Genomic DNA, 17,781 nt, shown 5'->3' with positions numbered 1-17,781 from the left:
TCGGTCTTGAATTGACAAGAAACAGGGGCCACAAGGGCCCCTGCTAACCAATTACATCAGCTTGGTTAATAAGGGCTTTACAGTCCTTATCAATTACTCAGCTTCAACGAAGCCATCTTGTTCGGCTTGAACAACGATGTCCTGAGCGCGAGCTTCCAGTACGGTGTCAGCAGCAGCATTCAGGTACAGCTGTACGGCACGGATAGCGTCGTCGTTACCCGGGATGACATAGTCAACGCCGTCCGGGTTGGAGTTGGTATCAACGATGGAAACTACCGGGATACCCAGGTTATTGGCTTCTTTGATAGCGATGTGCTCGTGGTCGGCATCGACAACGAACAGAACGTCAGGCAGGCCGCCCATGTTCTTGATACCACCCAGGCTCTTCTCCAGCTTGTCCATTTCGCGAGTACGCATCAGCGCCTCTTTCTTGGTCAGCTTGTCGAAGGTACCGTCTTGGCTCTGGGTTTCCAGATCTTTCAGGCGCTTGATGGACTGACGAACGGTTTTCCAGTTGGTCAGCATGCCGCCCAGCCAACGGTGGTTAACATAGAACTGGTCGCAACGCTCAGCGGCTTCTTTTACGGCTTCAGACGCGGCACGCTTGGTACCTACAAACAGGACCTTGCCCTTCTTGGCAGCTACGGAGCTGATGAAGTTCATGGCATCGTCAAACATCGGAACGGTTTTTTCCAAGTTGATGATGTGAACCTTGCTGCGGGCGCCGAAGATGTAGGACTTCATTTTCGGGTTCCAGTAACGAGTCTGGTGACCGAAGTGAACGCCGGCTTGCAGCATGTCGCGCATAGAAACTTTAGCCATTTTATACCTCTGTATTGGGGTTAGGCCTCCACACATCCCATGTAACCGACCCCAAAGGGGCACCCCGGTACAGGTGTCGATGTGTGTGTGTTATTGAGTAAGGGTGATGGAAAGGGACACAAGTTCCCCATTCCGGCGCGCTTTATACCATAACTTTGGTCAGGACACCACCGGATGGACCGCTAAAAATGGATCCCGGTAGGTGCTGCGACCGCTGGATGACGTTGCGATGACGATCACACTGGAAGTAAACGGGGGTTGGGGATAAAATTTTGCCCTGATTGCAAACGCATCTATTTTTCATTACCTGATTGTTGGGCATCGGCAGGATGCGCAGTCGGGCCCCAAGAGAGATCCCATGTCCATTAAAATCAAGACACCGGAAGAGATTGAAAAGATGCGCATCGCCGGCCAGCTGGCCGCCGATGTGCTGGTCATGATCGCCCCCCACGTCAAGGCTGGCGTCACCACAGACGAGCTGAACACCCTGTGCCACAACCATATCGTCGAGGTGCAGCAGGCCATCCCCGCCCCGCTCAACTATCACGGCTTCCCCAAGTCCATCTGCACCTCGGTCAATGATGTGATCTGCCACGGTATCCCCAATCACAAGAAGCTGCGGGAAGGGGACATCATCAACCTGGACATCACCGTCATCAAGGATGGCTACCACGGCGACACCTCCGCCATGTTCATCGTGGGCCAGACCACCCCGCTGCGTCGCCAGCTGTGCAAGGTGGCCCAGGAGAGCCTGTATGCCGCCATCAAGCAGGTGCGTCCCGGTATGTGCATCACCGAAATTGGTGCCGTGATCCAGCCCATCGTCGAGCAGGCCGGTTTCTCCGTGGTACGTGACTACTGCGGACACGGCATCGGGGCCGAGTTCCACGAAGAGCCGCAGATCCTGCACTACCGCAACGGCGGCAAGCTGGAGCTGAAACCGGGCATGTGCTTCACCATCGAGCCCATGGTCAACAGCAAAAAGTATCACTGCAAGGTCAATCCCAAGGATGGCTGGACTGTCACCACCAAGGACGGCGGCGACTCCGCCCAGTGGGAACACACCCTGCTGGTCACCGAAGATGGCTGCGAGGTACTCACCCTGCGCCCCGATGACACTATCGACCGCGTCATCAAACACAGCTAACATCGAACCCCGGCCCTGACCTCAACAGCGCCGGGGTTTTTACTGCCCGTTCCAGCCGTTTGCCTGCTACTTGTGTGTGAGATGCCATGGATGCCAGTCTACTTTCCCCCCACCTGTTACCCGATGACCAGCTCACCCGTGACAACTGCAAGGAGTATCTGAGCCGCTTCCTTGTCTGGCTGCACGAGCGCTTCGATGCCGGTGACAACATCATCGAACTGGTGGCCACCCGCTCAGAGTACATGGACGCGCTGCTGACGAGGCTCTGGCACAAGTTCGGCTTCGACAAGACCAGCCTGACCCTGATCGCGGTGGGCGGCTATGGCCGCGGCGAACTGCACCCCCACTCCGACATCGACCTGCTGATCCTCTATGAAGGGGACGAGCTGGACGAGGTGCTGGGGCTGCGCATCGGCGAGTTCATCACCTTGCTGTGGGATCTCAAGCTGGAGGTCGGGCAATCGGTGCGCAACGTGAGCGAGTGCATCGAGCAAGGGCGCGGCGATATCACGGTGGCCACCAACCTTATCGAGGCGCGCTACATCACCGGGCGCATGGCGGGGTTCGAGCAGTTGCAGGCCGCCACCCAGCCCCAGCACTTCTGGCCGAGCGAGGCCTTCTTTCGCGCCAAGCGCGAGGAGCAGAGCTTGCGCCACCAGCAGTTTCTCGGCACCGCCTACAAGTTGGAGCCGGATCTCAAGAACAATCCCGGCGGACTTCGCGACATCCAGACCCTGGCCTGGGTCGCCCGCCGTCACTTCGGGGCCACCACCCTGTTCGAGATGACCAGCCACGGTTTTCTCAACCGGGCCGAGTATCGCGAACTGCTCGACTGCCAGAACTTCCTGTGGAAGGTGCGCTTCGCCCTGCACATGGCCATCAACAAGGGGGACAACCGCCTCTTGTTCGATCGCCAGCGCACCGTGGCCCAGATGCTGGGCTTTGAGGGGGAAGGCAACGGCCCGGTCGAGCAGATGATGAAACGCTTCTATCAGACGGTACGGCGGGTGGCCGAGCTCAACGAGATGCTGCTGCAGTTGTTTGACGAGGCGATCCTTGGCAACACCGCCATGGATGTGCGCCGCATCAGCGACGAGTTCCAGCTCCGTGGTCGCCTCATCGATGCGGTGGACTCCGAGCTGTTTGGCCGCGACCCCGCCGCCATACTGCGGCTCTTCTACCAGATAGCCCAGCACCCGGACATCGCCGGCATCCACTCCGCCACCCTGCGCCAGCTGCGGGAGGCCAGACGCACCCTGAGTTGCTGGCTACAGGACCTGCCGGAGTGCCGTCGCCTGTTCATGGCGCTGCTGCGCCACCCCAACGGCATCGGCCAGCCCCTCACCCTGATGCACAAGTACGGGATCCTCGCGGCCTATCTGCCCCAGTGGAATCTCATCGTCGGCCAGATGCAGTTCGACATGTTTCACGCCTACACGGTGGACGAGCACACCCATCGCCTGCTCCAGAACATCCATCGTTTCCCCAATACAGCCAGCCGCCAGACCCACCCGCTCTGCCACGAGGTGTTCACCCAACTGCGCAAGCCCGAGCTGCTCAGCATCGCCGCCCTGTTCCACGACATCGCCAAGGGACGGCGGGGGGATCACTCGGAGCTCGGCGCCGTCGATGCGCTGGAGTTCTGCCAGTTGCACGGGCTGGATCGCTACGAGAGCCGCCTGGTGGCATGGCTGGTGCGCCACCATCTGCTGATGTCGGTCACCGCCCAGCGCCGCGACATCTACGATCCCGAAGTGGTCACCGACTTCGCTCACAAGGTACGCGACGAACTGCACCTGGATCTGCTCTATTGCCTGACCGTGGCCGATATCTGCGCCACCAACGACACCCTGTGGAACGACTGGAAGGGCACCCTGCTGCGGGAGCTCTACTTCGCCACCCAGAAGGCGCTGCGCCAGGGGCTGGAAAACCCGCCGGACATGCGCCTCAAGATCCGCGAGAACCAGCGTCAGGCCAGGCAGATCCTGGCCCAGCGCGAGGTGCCGGAGGAGGCCGTCAACGCCCTCTGGAACGACTTCAAGGCCGACTATTTCCTGCGCCACAGCCCGGAGCAGATCGCCTGGCACTGCCGCAAGATCATCGCGCACGGTGACAATCCGGCCCCTCTGGTGCTGATCGGCAAGCACCCCATCCGGGGTGGCAGCGAGGTGTTCATCTATTGCCGCGACACCCCGAATCTGTTCGCCACCGTGGCCTCGGCGCTGGATCAAAAGAACCTCAACATCCACGACGCCCAGATCATGAATTCGCGCAGCGACTATGTGCTGGATACCTTCATCGTGCTCGAACCCAATGGCGAACCCATCAGCCCCAACCGCACCGCCACCATCAAGAAGGCGCTGGAGAAGGCGCTGCAGGAGCCGGGCAAGCTGGTGCTGCGCAACAAGCCCCTGTCACGGCGCCACCGCCAGTTCAGCGTGCCAACCCGAGTGGTCTTCTTGCCCCACAAGGGGGAGAGCCGCCACACCCTGCTGGAGCTGACCGCCCTGGATACCCCGGGGCTGCTGGCCCGCATCGGTGCCGTCTTCCAGCAGTGCGGCATCGAATTGCATGCCGCCAAGATCACCACCATAGGCGAGCGGGTGGAAGACTTCTTCAGCCTCACCACCCTCGCGGGCGAGCCGCTGAATCAGGCCGAGCAGCAGGCGCTGGAGGAGCGGCTGGTCAATCAGCTCAACCCGCAGGAGCAGGGGGACGAGGAGGGGCGATAATACTCTGGAAAGGCTTCACAAGACGCCGTTTATCGTTCTGATTTATCAATCAGAACAAGTGGTTGGGCCACTTAAGTATAATAAATCGCCTTTCTTTTGAAGAAATCGGCCAGAGCCCTTAAAAACGATTGGAAAAGTGTGATACAACAAACAGAATTTTTTAAAGGAAACCTGTCATGACCCAGTTGCAACAGACCATCGAAGCGGCCTTCGAGCGCCGTGATTCCATCACCCCCGGCTCCGTCGATACCGCCACCAAGGCCGCCATCCTGGAGGCCATCGACTTGCTGGACTCCGGCAAGGCCCGGGTCGCCGAGAAGATTGCCGGTGAGTGGGTCGTCCACCAGTGGCTGAAGAAGGCCGTGCTGCTCTACTTCCGCATCAATGACAACGGCATCATCAAGGGCGACGACGCCCAGTACTACGACAAGGTTCCCCTCAAGTTCTCCGACTACACCGCAGAGCAGTTCAAGGCGGCAGGCGTACGCGTGGTGCCGCCGGCCACCGCCCGCAAAGGCTCCTTCATCGCGCCCAATACCGTGCTGATGCCCTCCTACGTCAACATCGGTGCCTTCGTCGATGAAGGCACCATGGTCGATACCTGGGCCACCGTGGGCTCCTGCGCCCAGATCGGCAAGAACGTGCACCTCTCCGGTGGCGTCGGCATAGGTGGCGTACTGGAGCCGCTGCAGGCCAACCCGACCATCATCGAGGACAACTGCTTCATCGGTGCCCGTTCAGAAGTGGTTGAAGGGGTGATCGTCGAGGAAGGTTCCGTCATCTCCATGGGCGTCTTCATCGGCCAGTCCACTCGCATCTATGACCGCGAAACCGGCGAAATCCACTATGGTCGCGTGCCGGCCGGTTCAGTGGTGGTCTCCGGCTCCCTGCCATCCAAGTGCGGCAAGTACAGTCTGTATGCCGCCGTCATCGTCAAGAAGGTGGATGCCAAGACCCGTGCCAAGGTCGGCATCAACGCCCTGCTGCGTTCCATCGACGAGTGATCGACCAGTCATCATGGTAAAAGGGGCCTTTTGGGCCCCTTTTGATTTTGGCGCACCTGTCACAGGCAAGCCATGGTGACTCGGTTAAGATAGATGGGTCAGGATCGTTTCAAACCGAGGAAACCCGATGTACGAGAATCTGAAGAGCCTGGGGATCCAGGAACCCACCTCAGTGGACAGCTATACCCTGCGCCAGGAAGCCAACCACGACATCCTCAAGATCTATTTCAAGAAGCAGAAGGGAGAATTTTTCGCCAAGAGCGTCAAGTTCAAGTATCCCCGCCAGCGCAAGACCATGCTGATCGATTCGGGCACCCATGAGTACAAGGATGTCACCGAGATCAACGCCAACCTCAAGTACGTGGTGGATGAGCTGGATAACCTGACCCAGGGCGTGCACGTCGAGATCGATCAGGACATCAAGCAGAAAATCCTGCGTGACCTGCGCCATCTGGAAAAGGTGGTGCAGAACAAGATCAGCGAAATAGAGCGGGACCTGGAAAAACTCTAGGCAGCCCCCCACCCTGCACAAGGCGCCATCAGGCGCCTTTTTTAATGCCGGTGCACAGGGAGATGCCAACGCACTCCCCCGGATCTGCTCGGCCCCTCGCCCAACTGGCTGACAAGTGCCCAGTAAAAAGGGAGGCTTGCGCCTCCCTTTTCAAGAACTCTGATATGCAGGCAACAGGATTAGTTGCTCTTCATCCAGATGTCCATGTCGGTTTTCAGGTTGTCGGACTTGGTACCGAAGATGGCTTGTACACCGGAGCCAGCAACCACCACACCGGCGGCGCCCAGCTTCTTCAGACCAGCCTGGTCAACCTTGGCCACGTCCTTCACGCCGACACGCAGACGGGTGATGCAGGCATCCAGGGAGGCGATGTTCTCTTTACCACCGAAGGCAGACACCAGGGCAGCAGACATCTCGTCTTTGCTCTGACCAACGGTCTCTTCGGCAGCTTCGTCTTCGCGACCCGGGGTTTTCAGGTTCATGGCACGGATCACCACGGTGAAGACCACGTAGTAGATGACGGCGTAGACCAGACCCAGACCGACCAGCAGCAGCATGTTGTCGGCACGGGGTGATTGCACCACGAAGTCGATAAAGCCGTTGGAGAAGGTGTGACCGTGCACGACACCCAGCATGTTGGTCAGGACGTAAGCCAGACCGGCCAGCAGCGCGTGAATCGCATACAGCACAGGCGCCACGAACAGGAAGGAGAATTCGATAGGTTCGGTGATACCGGTCAGGAAGGAGGTCAGGGCAGCGGAGGCCATGATACCAACAATCTTGGCGCGGTTTTCCGGCTTGGCAGCGTGAGCGATGGCAAACGCAGCAGCAGGCAGACCGAACATCTTGAACAGGTAACCACCGGCCAGTTGACCGAAGCCGTTACCGGCAGCACGGGAAGCGTCATCAGCAGTCAGGAAGCAGGTCATGATGCCGTGTACGGTTTCGCCAGCGGCGTTGACACAGGTACCCGCCTGATAGAAGAAGGGAACGTTCCAGATGTGGTGCAGACCGAACGGGATCAGGGAGCGCTCAACCACGCCGTAGATACCGAAGGCCAGTACCGGGTTCTGGTTGGCAGCCCAGTCGGAGAAGGCACCGATGGCACCACCGATCGGCGGCCAGATGAAGGAGAGCACAACACCCAGGCCGATGGAGACGAAGCCGGTGATGATGGGCACGGCACGCTTACCGGCGAAGAAGCCAAGGTACTCGGGCAGCTGGATCTTGTAGAAGCGGTTAAACGCCCAGGCAGCGACACCACCGGCGAGGATACCCCCCAGCACACCGGTATCGATGCTCTCGACCCCCATCACAGGTGCCATGACCTTCAGGGTCGCGACCATGATGCCGTAGCCGACGATGGCAGACAGACCGGATACACCGTCGTTATTGGTAAAGCCGAGTGCCACGCCGACGGCGAACAGCAGCGCCATCTGGCCAAACACTGAACCACCGGCCTGCTCCATCAGCTGGGAGACAATTTCCGGCAACCAGCTGAAGTGAGCGGCGCCCACCCCCAGCAGAATACCTGCAACGGGCAAGACCGATACGGGCAGCATCAGCGCCTTACCGACCTTTTGCAGATTAGAGAAAGCATTTTTTAACATGTGTGCGCTCCTGAATGGATTTTTTTCCGACAACGACTCAGTGCAGTTTATTGATGACGGTGTACTTCATCCATGGCTGCATCGAATGCGTTTTCCGGGGTGTTTATTTTGACCTACAGAATATAACCCAGCAGGGTCGGAAATACCTCCATCGAGGCCAAGGGAATAATAAATTTGGAGGAGAGATCACAAGATAATAAATAAGCAGGAAGGGGGCTATCTTGAATATTATTTCGTATTGTTATAGCTTTGCCGCAAAAAGAAAAAAAACACTTCAAGATAATTCAAAAGGAAACCAATAAATACCCAAGGAAACCAATTGTAACGATATGTAACTCATTACAGCTTTATATTATCCAGTCTACCGATTAAAAAGGCCTCCAACAAGGGAGGCCTGCAATAAATATTACGTTGAATAAATCCGCTTATTCAGTTCTTTTGTGAACGTTTAATCGCATCAATAAAGACGGATTTCGCCTTGGTTGAACCTGCACGCTCGGCTTCATTCACCAGCTGCATCGCCTTGTCGATATCCCCGGCCTTGACCGCCTTCTCGATCTGGCTGCTGTAGAAGGTCTCTGTTTCGCTCAACATCGCGGGGGCAGGTGTACTGGGGGTTGCTGCCACCGCAGCAGTGGTCGCTGCCGTCGCCGCCACGGCCGTCGTAGCCGGTTTGGCCTGACTCATCGCCACCTTGTCCGAATATTCGGGCTTGAACACGGCTTCCAGACCCTGCCCCTTGGCCATGTCGACGACCTTGATTTGCAGCAGGCCCCAGGGAGAATGGGGGATCACGGGATCCTTGATATCCGGCTCAACCGTGCCATTGGCCCGGGCGAACGCCTTGGCAGGGTGCAGTATGGTGGTGCTGCCGGACAGCTCGTCGGCCGGGGCATAGACCACCATGTAGGTTTCGGTCGCCGGGTTGCCCGGCATGCTGCGATCCACGAACACCTTGCCTTCAATCCTGTCATTGTCGAGCAGGTGGGCGGGTTGATACGTGAAGACCGACTCACCCAGCACACGGGTCACCTTGAACTGGGCATCCAGCATGATCACCTTGGGCACGAGCACCGTCTTGCTGACTTGAGAGGCGAGGGTGATGGCCAGGTTGCCGGTATTGACCGGCAGACGATAGGCGGCAAAGTAACTCATCCCCTCGTCAAACTGATAACTGGGCTGCTTGCCGTCGAGCGTCAGCAGCGTCTCTCCCTCCGGCAGGGAGACATAATTGAATTCGTTGAACCCTGCGCAGCAACTGGTGGCCTGGGAGAGCGCCTGCTTGGCCTGGTCGGCATTACTCAGGATGGAGGCGTGTTCCTGTACGGGCACCACCATGCTACCGGAACAACCGGCCAACAGCGCGGTAACCACGGCCGCGATAGACATCTTTACCAGTTTCATTCTTCTTATCTCCATAACCCGGTTGCCAAATCCTGCTAAACAAAACTGCCCCCATAAGGGGGCAGTGACTAACTTAACTGAAGATATTGCTTACCACCAGGCTTCTGCTTGTACGCCAACCTGATAGGTGTCTTTGGAGGTGCCACCTTCGAAGCTGTTCTTGCTACCGGAAGCATCGGCTTCGGTATCAGCCAGATAGGAAGCGAAGACGCGGATTTCCGGACGGGCCCAGAAGCTGGAGCCGGCAGACCAGGCCTGCGCCAGGGTCAGCTTGTAACCACCATCCTTGTCGCTGCCACCGTTGTTGTAGCTGGTCTTGTCCTTGAACACACCACCTTCGAAGATGGTCTTGTTGAAGTCATCCCACTTGTACATCGGGCGGATAACGGCAGACAGGGTTTCGGTCTTGTCGTGGCCATCCCACATCTCGTTGCCTACCCCGTAGACCAGCTGGTGACCCATCTCCCAGGAGTTACCCATCGGGATGACGCCCCAGTTGATGAAGCGGTAACCATCGGCACCGTCTTTGGCCTCGGCACCGTACCAGGAGCCATCACCGTAGTAGGCCATGGTCTTGGAGTAACCTTCGGTACCGTACTGCAGCACGGTCTTGTTGAAGCCGCCCATCACACCCTGGGTCAGTTCGGCGGTCAACATGAGACCGTTCTTCATGTTGTCGTTTTTCAGATCTTTCTGAGCTTCGGTCTCGTTGACCAGGGCATACATGGCGCCCACTTCCAGGGAGCCGTCTTGCCACAGCGGGATACCGGCATAACGCGCGTCCAGGGTGTTGACGTTCAGATCTTCGTTCTTCTGGAAGACGCCAGGGCTGGTCTCGGTGTACTGACCGAACACATCGGCCGCGCTGCGGTCGTTGCGGATCCAGGCGAGGGAGACCTTGCCAGGACCAGCCTGGATACCTTCGATACCGGCACCGGCACCGGAGATGTTCCAGTAGTAGAAGTCAGAGATGTGGATGTCGTGACGTTGGTAGAAACGCTTACCGGCCCAGAGGGTGGCTTCCGGCGCGAAGCCCAGCAGGCCCTTGGCTTGAACGTTGAACTGACGCAGCGCGAAGTCGGAGTCGCCGTTGCACTGTTTGGCGTCGAAGTTACAGACGGTACCGGTGCCTTCCCAGTCATTGGAACCGTTGGAGGTCATGGCAAACATGGAGTCTACATAGAAAGTCTTGCCATCTTTGTTGAAGACTTCCTGACCCAGTTGCACTTCGCCGTAGGTATCATTTTCGTTACCCAGACGACCAACCTTGTTGACGTTGTATTTAACCATGTCCCCGTCACCGGAAACACCAACACCTGAACGGAAGTAGCCGTGGAAATCAACGGCGAAGGCGGCTTGGGAAGCCAGGGCAGCGGTTACTGCTGCTGCAATCGGGAGCCACTTTGCTTTCATTTTCATTTTCCTTATTCCCGCTGGGAGTGTGATCCTGATATTCAAGTTCTTATCACTGAAAAACGTTTCAGCGATAACCGGGGTCGATTATATGTAGCCAATTTCGCGACAAACATGAGCTGATTCACAAAACGGTGACAAATCGCGCGCCCCCATCATGGAGGACGAACACCGACATCAAAAAGGCACAACCAAGCAATAAAAAACCCAAAAAACACAAAAAACAGCAAAATAACACCAAAGAAAGCGCTTTCAAATATTAATTTGCGATGATGATTAAGTGTTTTATCGATCGAATAGTGACGAAAACATGATTGAAATCGCTTTCAGTGCGGAACTTTTAATTTTCTGACGTGTCGCCGTTCTGATGAATATGGGGATGAGAAATCCGATCTGGCGAGGGAAAAATAACCTGACAAAGTGCGGGATATATTTCAAAGAAGGTTAAGTGAGTCCCAAAATAACACGCCCCCGTCAGCAAGCTCACGGGGGCGAAATTTAAAATACGCTGACAATCCGGTTACAGCTTATTTTCCCAGGTTTTCAACCAGGCCAGCGCCGCGACTTCCGGTTCATCCTCCACCGTTGCGTCTATCTCCAGGCGCGGCACCAGCGCGTCGGCAGCCAACTCCTGCAACAGTTCATCGAGCCTGCGCCCAGCCCCGCAGAAATGTTCATAACTGCTATCCCCCATGGCAATGAGGGCATAACGCCATCCCTTCATATAAGGAGCGCGATCGGCCAGGGCCGTGGCGAAGGGTTGCAGATTGGGAGGAATATCCCCCTGCCCCGTGGTAGCGCTGACGATCAGCAAGAAGCGGGACGCATCTATATCAGTCAACTCTGCTTCGTCGAAGAGCTGGCAGACATGCCCCTGGGCTTGCAGGTGATCCCGCAGTGTCTCGGCCACCAGCATGGCCGAGCCATAGACGGTACCGACCAGGATATCGATGTCGGCCATCAGCGACTCCTCAAACGAAGGATAAGGCCCGGCTCTGGCACCCTGTCCGGAGTCTTGGCCCCGGACAGGGTCTGGGTACGCGGGGTTGCTAGCGGGGTATCTCGTTGAGCCATAAGTGGTTCCTCTGACGAACATGGCCTACAGCATGCCATAGCCCGGTCAGAGGCCACAAATGATGACGGGTATCAGGCGCCGTAGTCGCTCTCGCTGGCGGGCCACCCCAGCCTTGCGAACAGGCCCAGTACCTCTGGACCAAGTGGCGCCTGGATCCGCATCGGCACCTTGAGCACAGGGTGCTCGAAGCTCAAGCGGTGGGCGACCAGCAACAGCCGCTCGCAACCATAGTGCTCGCGAAAGAAGCGATTATGCCGGCCATCACCATGGGTGGTGTCACCGACGATGGGATGGAACAGGTGATCCAGATGACGACGCAGCTGATGCTTGCGACCCGTCTTTGGGAAGAGCCGAACCAGGCTGTAGCGACTGGTGGGATGTTTCTTGGAGACGGCATGGGGCAGCTCGACCTGATGCAGGCGACGAAACGCCGTCACCGCCTCCTGGGCGGGGCGATCGGGGTCGCTCATGGCGTCGGCTATCTTGTCCAGCTGCTCCTTGAGGGGATAGTCGATCAGCCCCTGTTCGGGGGCCCAGCCCCGCACCAAGGCCAGGTACTCCTTGTGCACCCGACGGGCGGCAAACGCCTCGGTCAGAGGCCGGGCCACCGCGGGATCCAGCGCAAACAGCAACACCCCGGAGGTGGGCCTGTCGAGCCGGTGCACAGGGTAGACATGACGCCCACCGATGAGATCCCGGGTCATCTGCATGGCGAAACGGGTCTCAGCCTTGTCGAGCCAGCTGCGATGCACCAGCAGGCCCGACGGTTTGTTGACCGCCACCAGCCAGTCATCCTGATAGAGCAGGGTCAGTTTCATGCCGCCACCCGGGTATCGCCAATGCAGCGCGCCGCGACCAGGTCCCGTGGCTGGGCAGGCAGGGTAGTGATCATTGCTCCACCACTTTTCCGGTCAGCAGCAGATCGAAACGACCGATGAGGCGCAGCAGTCCGGCCACCTCGGCCAGCTCGTCCTTGTAGACTTCGCTCGCCATGGGATAGAGGGATACGCTGGTGGGCAGCGGGGCTTGCAGCAGCACTAACTGCTCCATGCGCGGTATCAGCACGAACTGCAACCATTGATCGAAGCTCAGGGTATCGACGCAAAACGGCAGCTCGCTCGCCAGCGCCTCGGCCCCCGGATGCTCGGCTTGCCAGCGTTCGAGGCGTTGCAACTCGGCGGTGAGTTCACCCAGCAGACCGGCGACCAGCAAATATTGATTCATCTCGTCCTCTTCCTCGTCTCGACGTCCATCCCGCTGCCAGAGGCAGGGAGGCCGCCTTCTTCAAACACGCGTGCCAAAAAGGGGCGTTACTATACACCGCCCCCGGGGTGGCTGCCATGCCGCCATCACTTTCATGGCCCGCACCTGAGCCTCTGGCTATCTGATGCAGCCTCCTTATAATCGCCCGCATCACATTTAGCCGGATGCCCTCATGTCTGCCATCAATACCCTGACCGAATTTCTGACCCAGGCCGAGACCCAGTTCCAGCTGTTCGACATGGGCCGCCAGGTGCGCCCGCTGGCGAGCGATCTCTTCGCTCGCATCGAACAGCAGCAGGAACCCTACCCCTGGCCACTGCAACAGCATGCCTGGCTCGGTGTGCACTTCTTCCAGCCAGCCGAATCCAGGCACTACCTCTGGTTCCTCAAGTTTGCCCTCGACGAGCATGGCCTGCTCATCGCCAGCGGCCCCAAGCACTTCATGGATCAGGTGGTCGAAACCCTGGGCTACAAGCTCACCGGCGATCTGGACGAGGAGAAGGCACAGCGACTGGCCGACAACCCCTACACCTTCCGACCGGCCGAGGCCAAAATGGCCAGTCTGCATGCCAAGCTGGCCCGTCAGCTGGAGCAGGCGCCTTCCGCCTACTACGACGCCCTCTGCCACTACCTGGCGGTGCCAGGAGAAGAGGGGTGGCAGGCCCTGGGGTTGCAAGGCTTCGCCGATCTGGCGGAGCGACTGCAGGATGAACGCAATCTGGCCTTGGTGTGCAAGGCGCTGCCCAAGTTGCCTCTGGAGCCGCTCTACGCCTTGTGCCAGAGCCTGGAAAACGCCCCCCTGCCCCCGGCGCTGCAAGGTGCCCTGCTCGAGCGCATCGGCAAGGAGCAGGAGTGCGCCGAACCCAATGCCGAGACCCTGGCCTACCTGTGCCGGGCGCTGGCCTCCTGCTCCGGTAATGCCTTGCGCAGCAACAAGCTGCTGACCCTGTTGCACACCCGGCCGAGCCCGGCTCTGCTGCTCGCCATCGCAGGCCGTCTCTGGCCCGATCTGAAAAATCCCGAGCTGCTCGGATTGTTTCTGGAGCAGCTCGCCCTGCAGCCCACCCAGTTCTTCAATCAGGTCTTTGCCGAGCTGGTGACACTGCCCGCCCTGCGCAATGATATGCTGGCAAGACTGCGTGACCCCGAGCGCAGCGAGGCCCTCGGCCAGGCCATAGGCCGACTGTTCGCCTCGGTATAACCACTCTCGGTGCGGCCGTGCTTTCCCCGGGAAGCACGGCCCAAGCCATACATCACAGAAGGAACCCGCTGATGGGAGAAATGCTTGGAATCTTGCTGCTTGGCGTCGTCGGCTGGGCCTTCTGGCAACAGCGCCGCCAGGCGGAGCTGGCCTGGCAATATATGCGGCGCTACTGCCAGCATCACGATCTGCAACTGCTGTCGCTGGCCCGCACCCATCGCGCCCTGGGGCACAATCCCCTGCGCCTGCTGACCTATTACCAGTTCGAGTTCTCCAGCGACGGGGAGAGCCATTACCAGGGCCAGCTCTGCATGCAGGGCCTGCATGTCGCCGGGGTCGAGCTGCCGCCCCATCGCCTCCCCTCCTAGCCCATGGGGGCAAGGCCGTGGCGGCTGGCTATAATTCTCGACAATCGCCCTTCAAGGAGACACGAGATGGAATTGCTGACCCATGACATGCCTGCCCTCTTCGCCCAGCTGGGCCTGGCCAATGACGAGATAAGCCTGCACCGCTTCATCCGCGAGCACCCTCTGGACAACCAGACCCTGCTGCCGGAGGCCAGCTTCTGGAGCCCCTCCCAGGCCGTGTTCCTGCGTGACGCGCTCTGGAACGACTCCGACTGGTCCGAAGCCATTGATCAACTGGACGTGATGCTGCGCCAGGCAAACTGAGCCGACCCGCGTCCCCGCTTTCCCGAGGGCCGGGGTGTGAGCTCTGTGCCCCCATCACGTCTCACCCCCCCCCCTGGCTTCCCCCACCTCAACAAACTAAGCCTCCCCCTTTAGCACCGCTTTCCTGATGGGCAGGCTTTGATTAAGCTCTGTGCCACCATCCGCAAGCAGCAAGAGAGCCGCGCAGGAGCCAAGATGTCAGCCCAAGAGATCATCCAGATAGCCAACGAACTGAGTGCCAGGGGGATCACCCCCTCCACCGCCATGGTCAAGGCCCGCCTCAGTCACCCCGTGCCCATGGCCGAGCTGCTCAAGGTGTTGAGCCAGTGGAAGCAACAACCCCAGTCAACAGACCCGGCCCCGGCCAGCGCCCCCGCCGTTGCCGCCCCGGCCCAGGCCATCGATTTGCAACAGCTGGGCGAGCAGCTCAACCGCCTCGAGCAGAAGGTCGATCGCCTGACCGCCCTGCTGCTCAAACAGCAGCAGGATTGATGCCTCCCCATGTATATCCTCGAACTCAACTTTGAATGCTACCGTGACACCTCCCTCGGCGAGGCCGAGCCGGCCATAGTCAACTACCTCGACATGCTGCGCTACCAGGGGCAGATCCTGGGGCGGGAGTTTCCCACCAGCATGCAGGATGGCGGCTTTGTCACTCGGGTGGTCTGCCCGGAGCAGGACAGCCTGCACCCGGACAACCAGAGCGAGCAGGTCGCGCTGGCCGAACAGGGCCTGCACCAGGCGGGGCTGCTGGCTCCCAAGCCCCAGCTGCTCGGCATAGATCTGCTCTCCGACAGTACGGATCCTTGCGGCCAGGAGGGCGAGCGGCCGAGCTGGATGCTGCTCTACACCAGCTTTGTGCACACGTGCTCTCCCTTGCGCTGCGGCGATCATTTCGCCCCCATTCCGCTCTACCGCCTGCCCGCCATCGCCAACGGTGACCACAAGCAGATCATCAAGTGGCAGGAGGATTGGGAGGCCTGCGATCAGTTGCAGATGAACGGCTCCATCGCCGAGCACGCGGTACTGCACGAGATCGGCGAGGTGGGCAGCCGACTGCAGCGCCGGGGCTGCGATCTGGCCAGACGGCTGGAGGGGCTCTGCGGGATCCCGACTTACTACTATCTCTATCGGGTGGGCGGCCTGAGTGCGGCCGAGGAGAAGGCTCGCCCCTGTCCGAGCTGTGGCAACGACTGGGCACTGGCAGCGCCATTGCACGAGATCTTCGACTTCAAGTGCGATCCCTGCCGGTTGGTCTCCAACCTCTCCTGGGACTTCAAGGACTAGCTCCACCTGCGCCGTTCCCCCCATGAAAGAAGGGCCTTGCCAGATGGCAAGGCCCTTCTTTACATACTGGGCGAGCGAAAAACGGTCCGCTTACTGCGGCAAGGTCTCCAGCCGTGCGAGGAAGGCCGGCAGGGAAGGGGCCAGCACCAGACGGCGACCGGAATCCAGCCACTCCAGCCACACCTGGCCGCTTTCGTTATCGAGCGACACCAGCGTCATCTCGTTGCGGGTGGTGGCGATGAAGAGCGACGGCGTGCGTTTGAGTTTGCGCAGCATCAGCAGGTGACCGATGAGGTTCTCCTTGAGCAGATCCAGATCGGCCTCGTTCCACGGCAGTATGAGCTCGATGCGCAGCCCCTTGTAGGAGCAGGGAAGCGGGCGGCTGAACCAGTGGCCAAACAGGGCAAGGGCGCTCGGGTGCAGGGTCAGTTCGAGGGCATCGGCCATGGCCGCAAAGTCGGCAGGCACAGGGCGACGGTACGGACGCCAGGCCACCCGCCCCTCTCTGGGCTCATCCAGCTCGCAAGGGGAGCGCCAGTCGGCCTCCCACTCGCACAGAGGCAGCCCTCGCCTCGCCTCGCCATCGCGCTGCCAGCGTAAAAAGAACTGCTCCAGGGCAGACAGGACTTGATCCGACATCGATATTCCCCACAATAGCGGCCTCTGATCGCCGCAAGAACCTGACCGAAAAATCCGGGCATTGCACCATCAAACCCTTTATCAGACAAGCGTGAGCAAACAAGCATGAGCAAACAAGAGAGATACGCAGGCGCCAGCGCGTTGCAGGGCCTGAGCCTGGGGCAGCAGTCTGCCTACATCAGCCAGTACACCCCGTCCCTGCTGCAACCCGTGCCACGCAGTCTGAATCGCGACGATCTCGGCCTTGGCGAGACGCTGCCCTTCCAGGGCTGTGACGTCTGGACCCTGTACGAACTCTCCTGGCTCAATGCCAAGGGCAAGCCCGTGGTTGCGCTCGGCGAAGTGGCCGTGCCCGCCACCAGCCCTAACCTCATCGAATCCAAGTCGTTCAAGCTCTACCTCAACTCCTTCAACCAGACCCGTTGCGACTCCCTGGAAGCGGTGCAGGCACTGCTGGCCAAAGACCTGAGCGCCTGCGCCGGAGCTGAGGTGAGCGTCACCCTGTTCCCCCTCGATCAGGCCCCTCACCAGATAGCGCTGCTGCCGGGCGAGTGCATCGACGAGCAGGACATCGAGATCGACAGCTACGAGTTTGACCAGACCCTGCTGCAAGGGGCCGCAGAGGCGGACATAGTGGAGGAGACACTGCACAGCCATCTGCTCAAGTCCAACTGCCTGGTCACCAGCCAGCCGGACTGGGGATCCCTGGTGATCCACTACCGCGGCCCGCGCCTCAATCGGGAGAAGCTGCTGCGCTATCTCATCTCCTTCCGTCAGCACAACGAGTTCCACGAGCAGTGCATAGAGCGCATCTTCATCGACCTCAAGCACTTCTGCGCCCCGCAGCAGCTGACCGTCTATGCCCGCTATACTCGCCGCGGGGGGCTGGACATCAACCCCTTCCGCAGTGACTGGGAACCCGTGCCCGCCAACCTGCGCCTCATCCGCCAGTAAACCCGGCGCTACAAGCCGGGGGATCAGGCCCATCACCCATGTCAGCAA

General features: G+C 59.4%; 18 protein-coding genes. 10 read left to right on the top strand and 8 right to left on the bottom strand.

Annotated features, from left to right (window positions below):
- Positions 1–93 precede the first annotated feature (93 nt).
- On the bottom strand, positions 94–822 hold the full coding sequence (rpsB, locus tag PG898_RS01430) for a 30S ribosomal protein S2 (protein ID WP_025327917.1): 729 nt from the start codon (positions 820–822) through the stop codon (positions 94–96).
- 358 nt (positions 823–1,180) lie between these two features.
- On the opposite strand from rpsB, the gene map reads away from it, so the two are divergent.
- From map to PG898_RS01410, 4 genes are all read left to right on the top strand, one after another.
- On the top strand, positions 1,181–1,969 hold the full coding sequence (map, locus tag PG898_RS01425) for a type I methionyl aminopeptidase (protein WP_161507455.1): 789 nt from the start codon (positions 1,181–1,183) through the stop codon (positions 1,967–1,969).
- An 86-nt stretch (positions 1,970–2,055) separates the two neighbouring features.
- On the top strand, positions 2,056–4,701 hold the full coding sequence (glnD, locus tag PG898_RS01420) for a bifunctional uridylyltransferase/uridylyl-removing protein GlnD (protein WP_270823370.1): 2,646 nt from the start codon (positions 2,056–2,058) through the stop codon (positions 4,699–4,701).
- A gap of 176 nt (positions 4,702–4,877) precedes the next feature.
- Positions 4,878–5,705, top strand: coding sequence for a 2,3,4,5-tetrahydropyridine-2,6-dicarboxylate N-succinyltransferase (gene dapD / locus PG898_RS01415; RefSeq protein ID WP_139745752.1), 828 nt, complete (start codon positions 4,878–4,880; stop codon positions 5,703–5,705).
- A 127-nt stretch (positions 5,706–5,832) separates the two neighbouring features.
- Positions 5,833–6,216 carry a DUF3461 family protein gene (locus PG898_RS01410; RefSeq protein WP_005330793.1) on the top strand — a complete coding sequence of 128 codons (384 nt, stop codon included), beginning with the start codon at positions 5,833–5,835 and terminating at the stop codon, positions 6,214–6,216.
- A 179-nt stretch (positions 6,217–6,395) separates the two neighbouring features.
- Here the strand turns inward: PG898_RS01410 and ptsG are convergent, their stop codons facing one another.
- The 6 genes from ptsG to PG898_RS01380 form a co-directional block, all read right to left on the bottom strand.
- Positions 6,396–7,826: a PTS glucose transporter subunit IIBC gene (gene ptsG, locus PG898_RS01405; RefSeq protein WP_042649531.1), complete on the bottom strand. Its 1,431-nt coding sequence runs from the start codon at positions 7,824–7,826 to the stop codon at positions 6,396–6,398.
- A gap of 429 nt (positions 7,827–8,255) precedes the next feature.
- Positions 8,256–9,230 carry a MalM family protein gene (locus tag PG898_RS01400; RefSeq protein WP_270823368.1) on the bottom strand — a complete coding sequence of 325 codons (975 nt, stop codon included), beginning with the start codon at positions 9,228–9,230 and terminating at the stop codon, positions 8,256–8,258.
- Between the two features lie 90 nt (positions 9,231–9,320).
- The gene (locus PG898_RS01395) at positions 9,321–10,643 is read right to left on the bottom strand and encodes a maltoporin (RefSeq protein ID WP_317841283.1); all 1,323 of its coding nucleotides are present in this window, start codon (positions 10,641–10,643) and stop codon (positions 9,321–9,323) included.
- A gap of 520 nt (positions 10,644–11,163) precedes the next feature.
- Positions 11,164–11,604 (bottom strand): flavodoxin, encoded by a 441-nt coding sequence (locus PG898_RS01390; RefSeq protein ID WP_043130954.1) that lies wholly within the window; start codon positions 11,602–11,604, stop codon positions 11,164–11,166.
- 185 nt (positions 11,605–11,789) lie between these two features.
- Positions 11,790–12,536, bottom strand: coding sequence for a tRNA pseudouridine(65) synthase TruC (truC, locus tag PG898_RS01385; RefSeq protein ID WP_270823367.1), 747 nt, complete (start codon positions 12,534–12,536; stop codon positions 11,790–11,792).
- Positions 12,537–12,606: 70 nt separating this feature from the next.
- Positions 12,607–12,942 carry a YqcC family protein gene (locus tag PG898_RS01380; protein ID WP_106886065.1) on the bottom strand — a complete coding sequence of 112 codons (336 nt, stop codon included), beginning with the start codon at positions 12,940–12,942 and terminating at the stop codon, positions 12,607–12,609.
- Positions 12,943–13,153: 211 nt separating this feature from the next.
- On the opposite strand from PG898_RS01380, the gene PG898_RS01375 reads away from it, so the two are divergent.
- From PG898_RS01375 to PG898_RS01355, 5 genes are all read left to right on the top strand, one after another.
- Positions 13,154–14,182 carry a DUF3549 family protein gene (locus tag PG898_RS01375; protein ID WP_005330776.1) on the top strand — a complete coding sequence of 343 codons (1,029 nt, stop codon included), beginning with the start codon at positions 13,154–13,156 and terminating at the stop codon, positions 14,180–14,182.
- Between the two features lie 71 nt (positions 14,183–14,253).
- A complete protein-coding gene (locus tag PG898_RS01370; protein ID WP_226169949.1) occupies positions 14,254–14,550 on the top strand; it encodes a DUF3301 domain-containing protein in 297 nt (98 codons plus the stop codon).
- Between the two features lie 66 nt (positions 14,551–14,616).
- Positions 14,617–14,853, top strand: a complete 237-nt coding sequence (locus PG898_RS01365) for a DUF2789 domain-containing protein (RefSeq protein ID WP_171276673.1) — start codon at positions 14,617–14,619, stop codon at positions 14,851–14,853.
- A 195-nt stretch (positions 14,854–15,048) separates the two neighbouring features.
- Complete coding sequence (locus PG898_RS01360) at positions 15,049–15,345, top strand: hypothetical protein (protein WP_171276674.1); 297 nt, start codon at positions 15,049–15,051, stop codon at positions 15,343–15,345.
- Positions 15,346–15,354: 9 nt separating this feature from the next.
- Positions 15,355–16,140: a Zn-ribbon-containing protein gene (locus tag PG898_RS01355; protein WP_270823362.1), complete on the top strand. Its 786-nt coding sequence runs from the start codon at positions 15,355–15,357 to the stop codon at positions 16,138–16,140.
- A 90-nt stretch (positions 16,141–16,230) separates the two neighbouring features.
- On the opposite strand, the gene syd is transcribed toward PG898_RS01355, so the two are convergent.
- Positions 16,231–16,779, bottom strand: a complete 549-nt coding sequence (gene syd, locus PG898_RS01350) for a SecY-interacting protein (protein WP_042649537.1) — start codon at positions 16,777–16,779, stop codon at positions 16,231–16,233.
- 105 nt (positions 16,780–16,884) lie between these two features.
- On the opposite strand from syd, the gene queF reads away from it, so the two are divergent.
- The gene (gene queF / locus PG898_RS01345; protein WP_218409739.1) at positions 16,885–17,733 is read left to right on the top strand and encodes an NADPH-dependent 7-cyano-7-deazaguanine reductase QueF; all 849 of its coding nucleotides are present in this window, start codon (positions 16,885–16,887) and stop codon (positions 17,731–17,733) included.
- The last annotated feature ends 48 nt before the right edge of the window (positions 17,734–17,781 follow it).

Origin of the sequence: Aeromonas sp. QDB31, assembly GCF_027707605.1 — a bacterium.
Taxonomy (GTDB): Bacteria; Pseudomonadota; Gammaproteobacteria; order Enterobacterales; family Aeromonadaceae; genus Aeromonas; species Aeromonas media.
The sequence above is the reverse complement of the archived record's forward strand: the minus strand, read 5'-3'. Positions and strand labels throughout refer to the sequence as shown.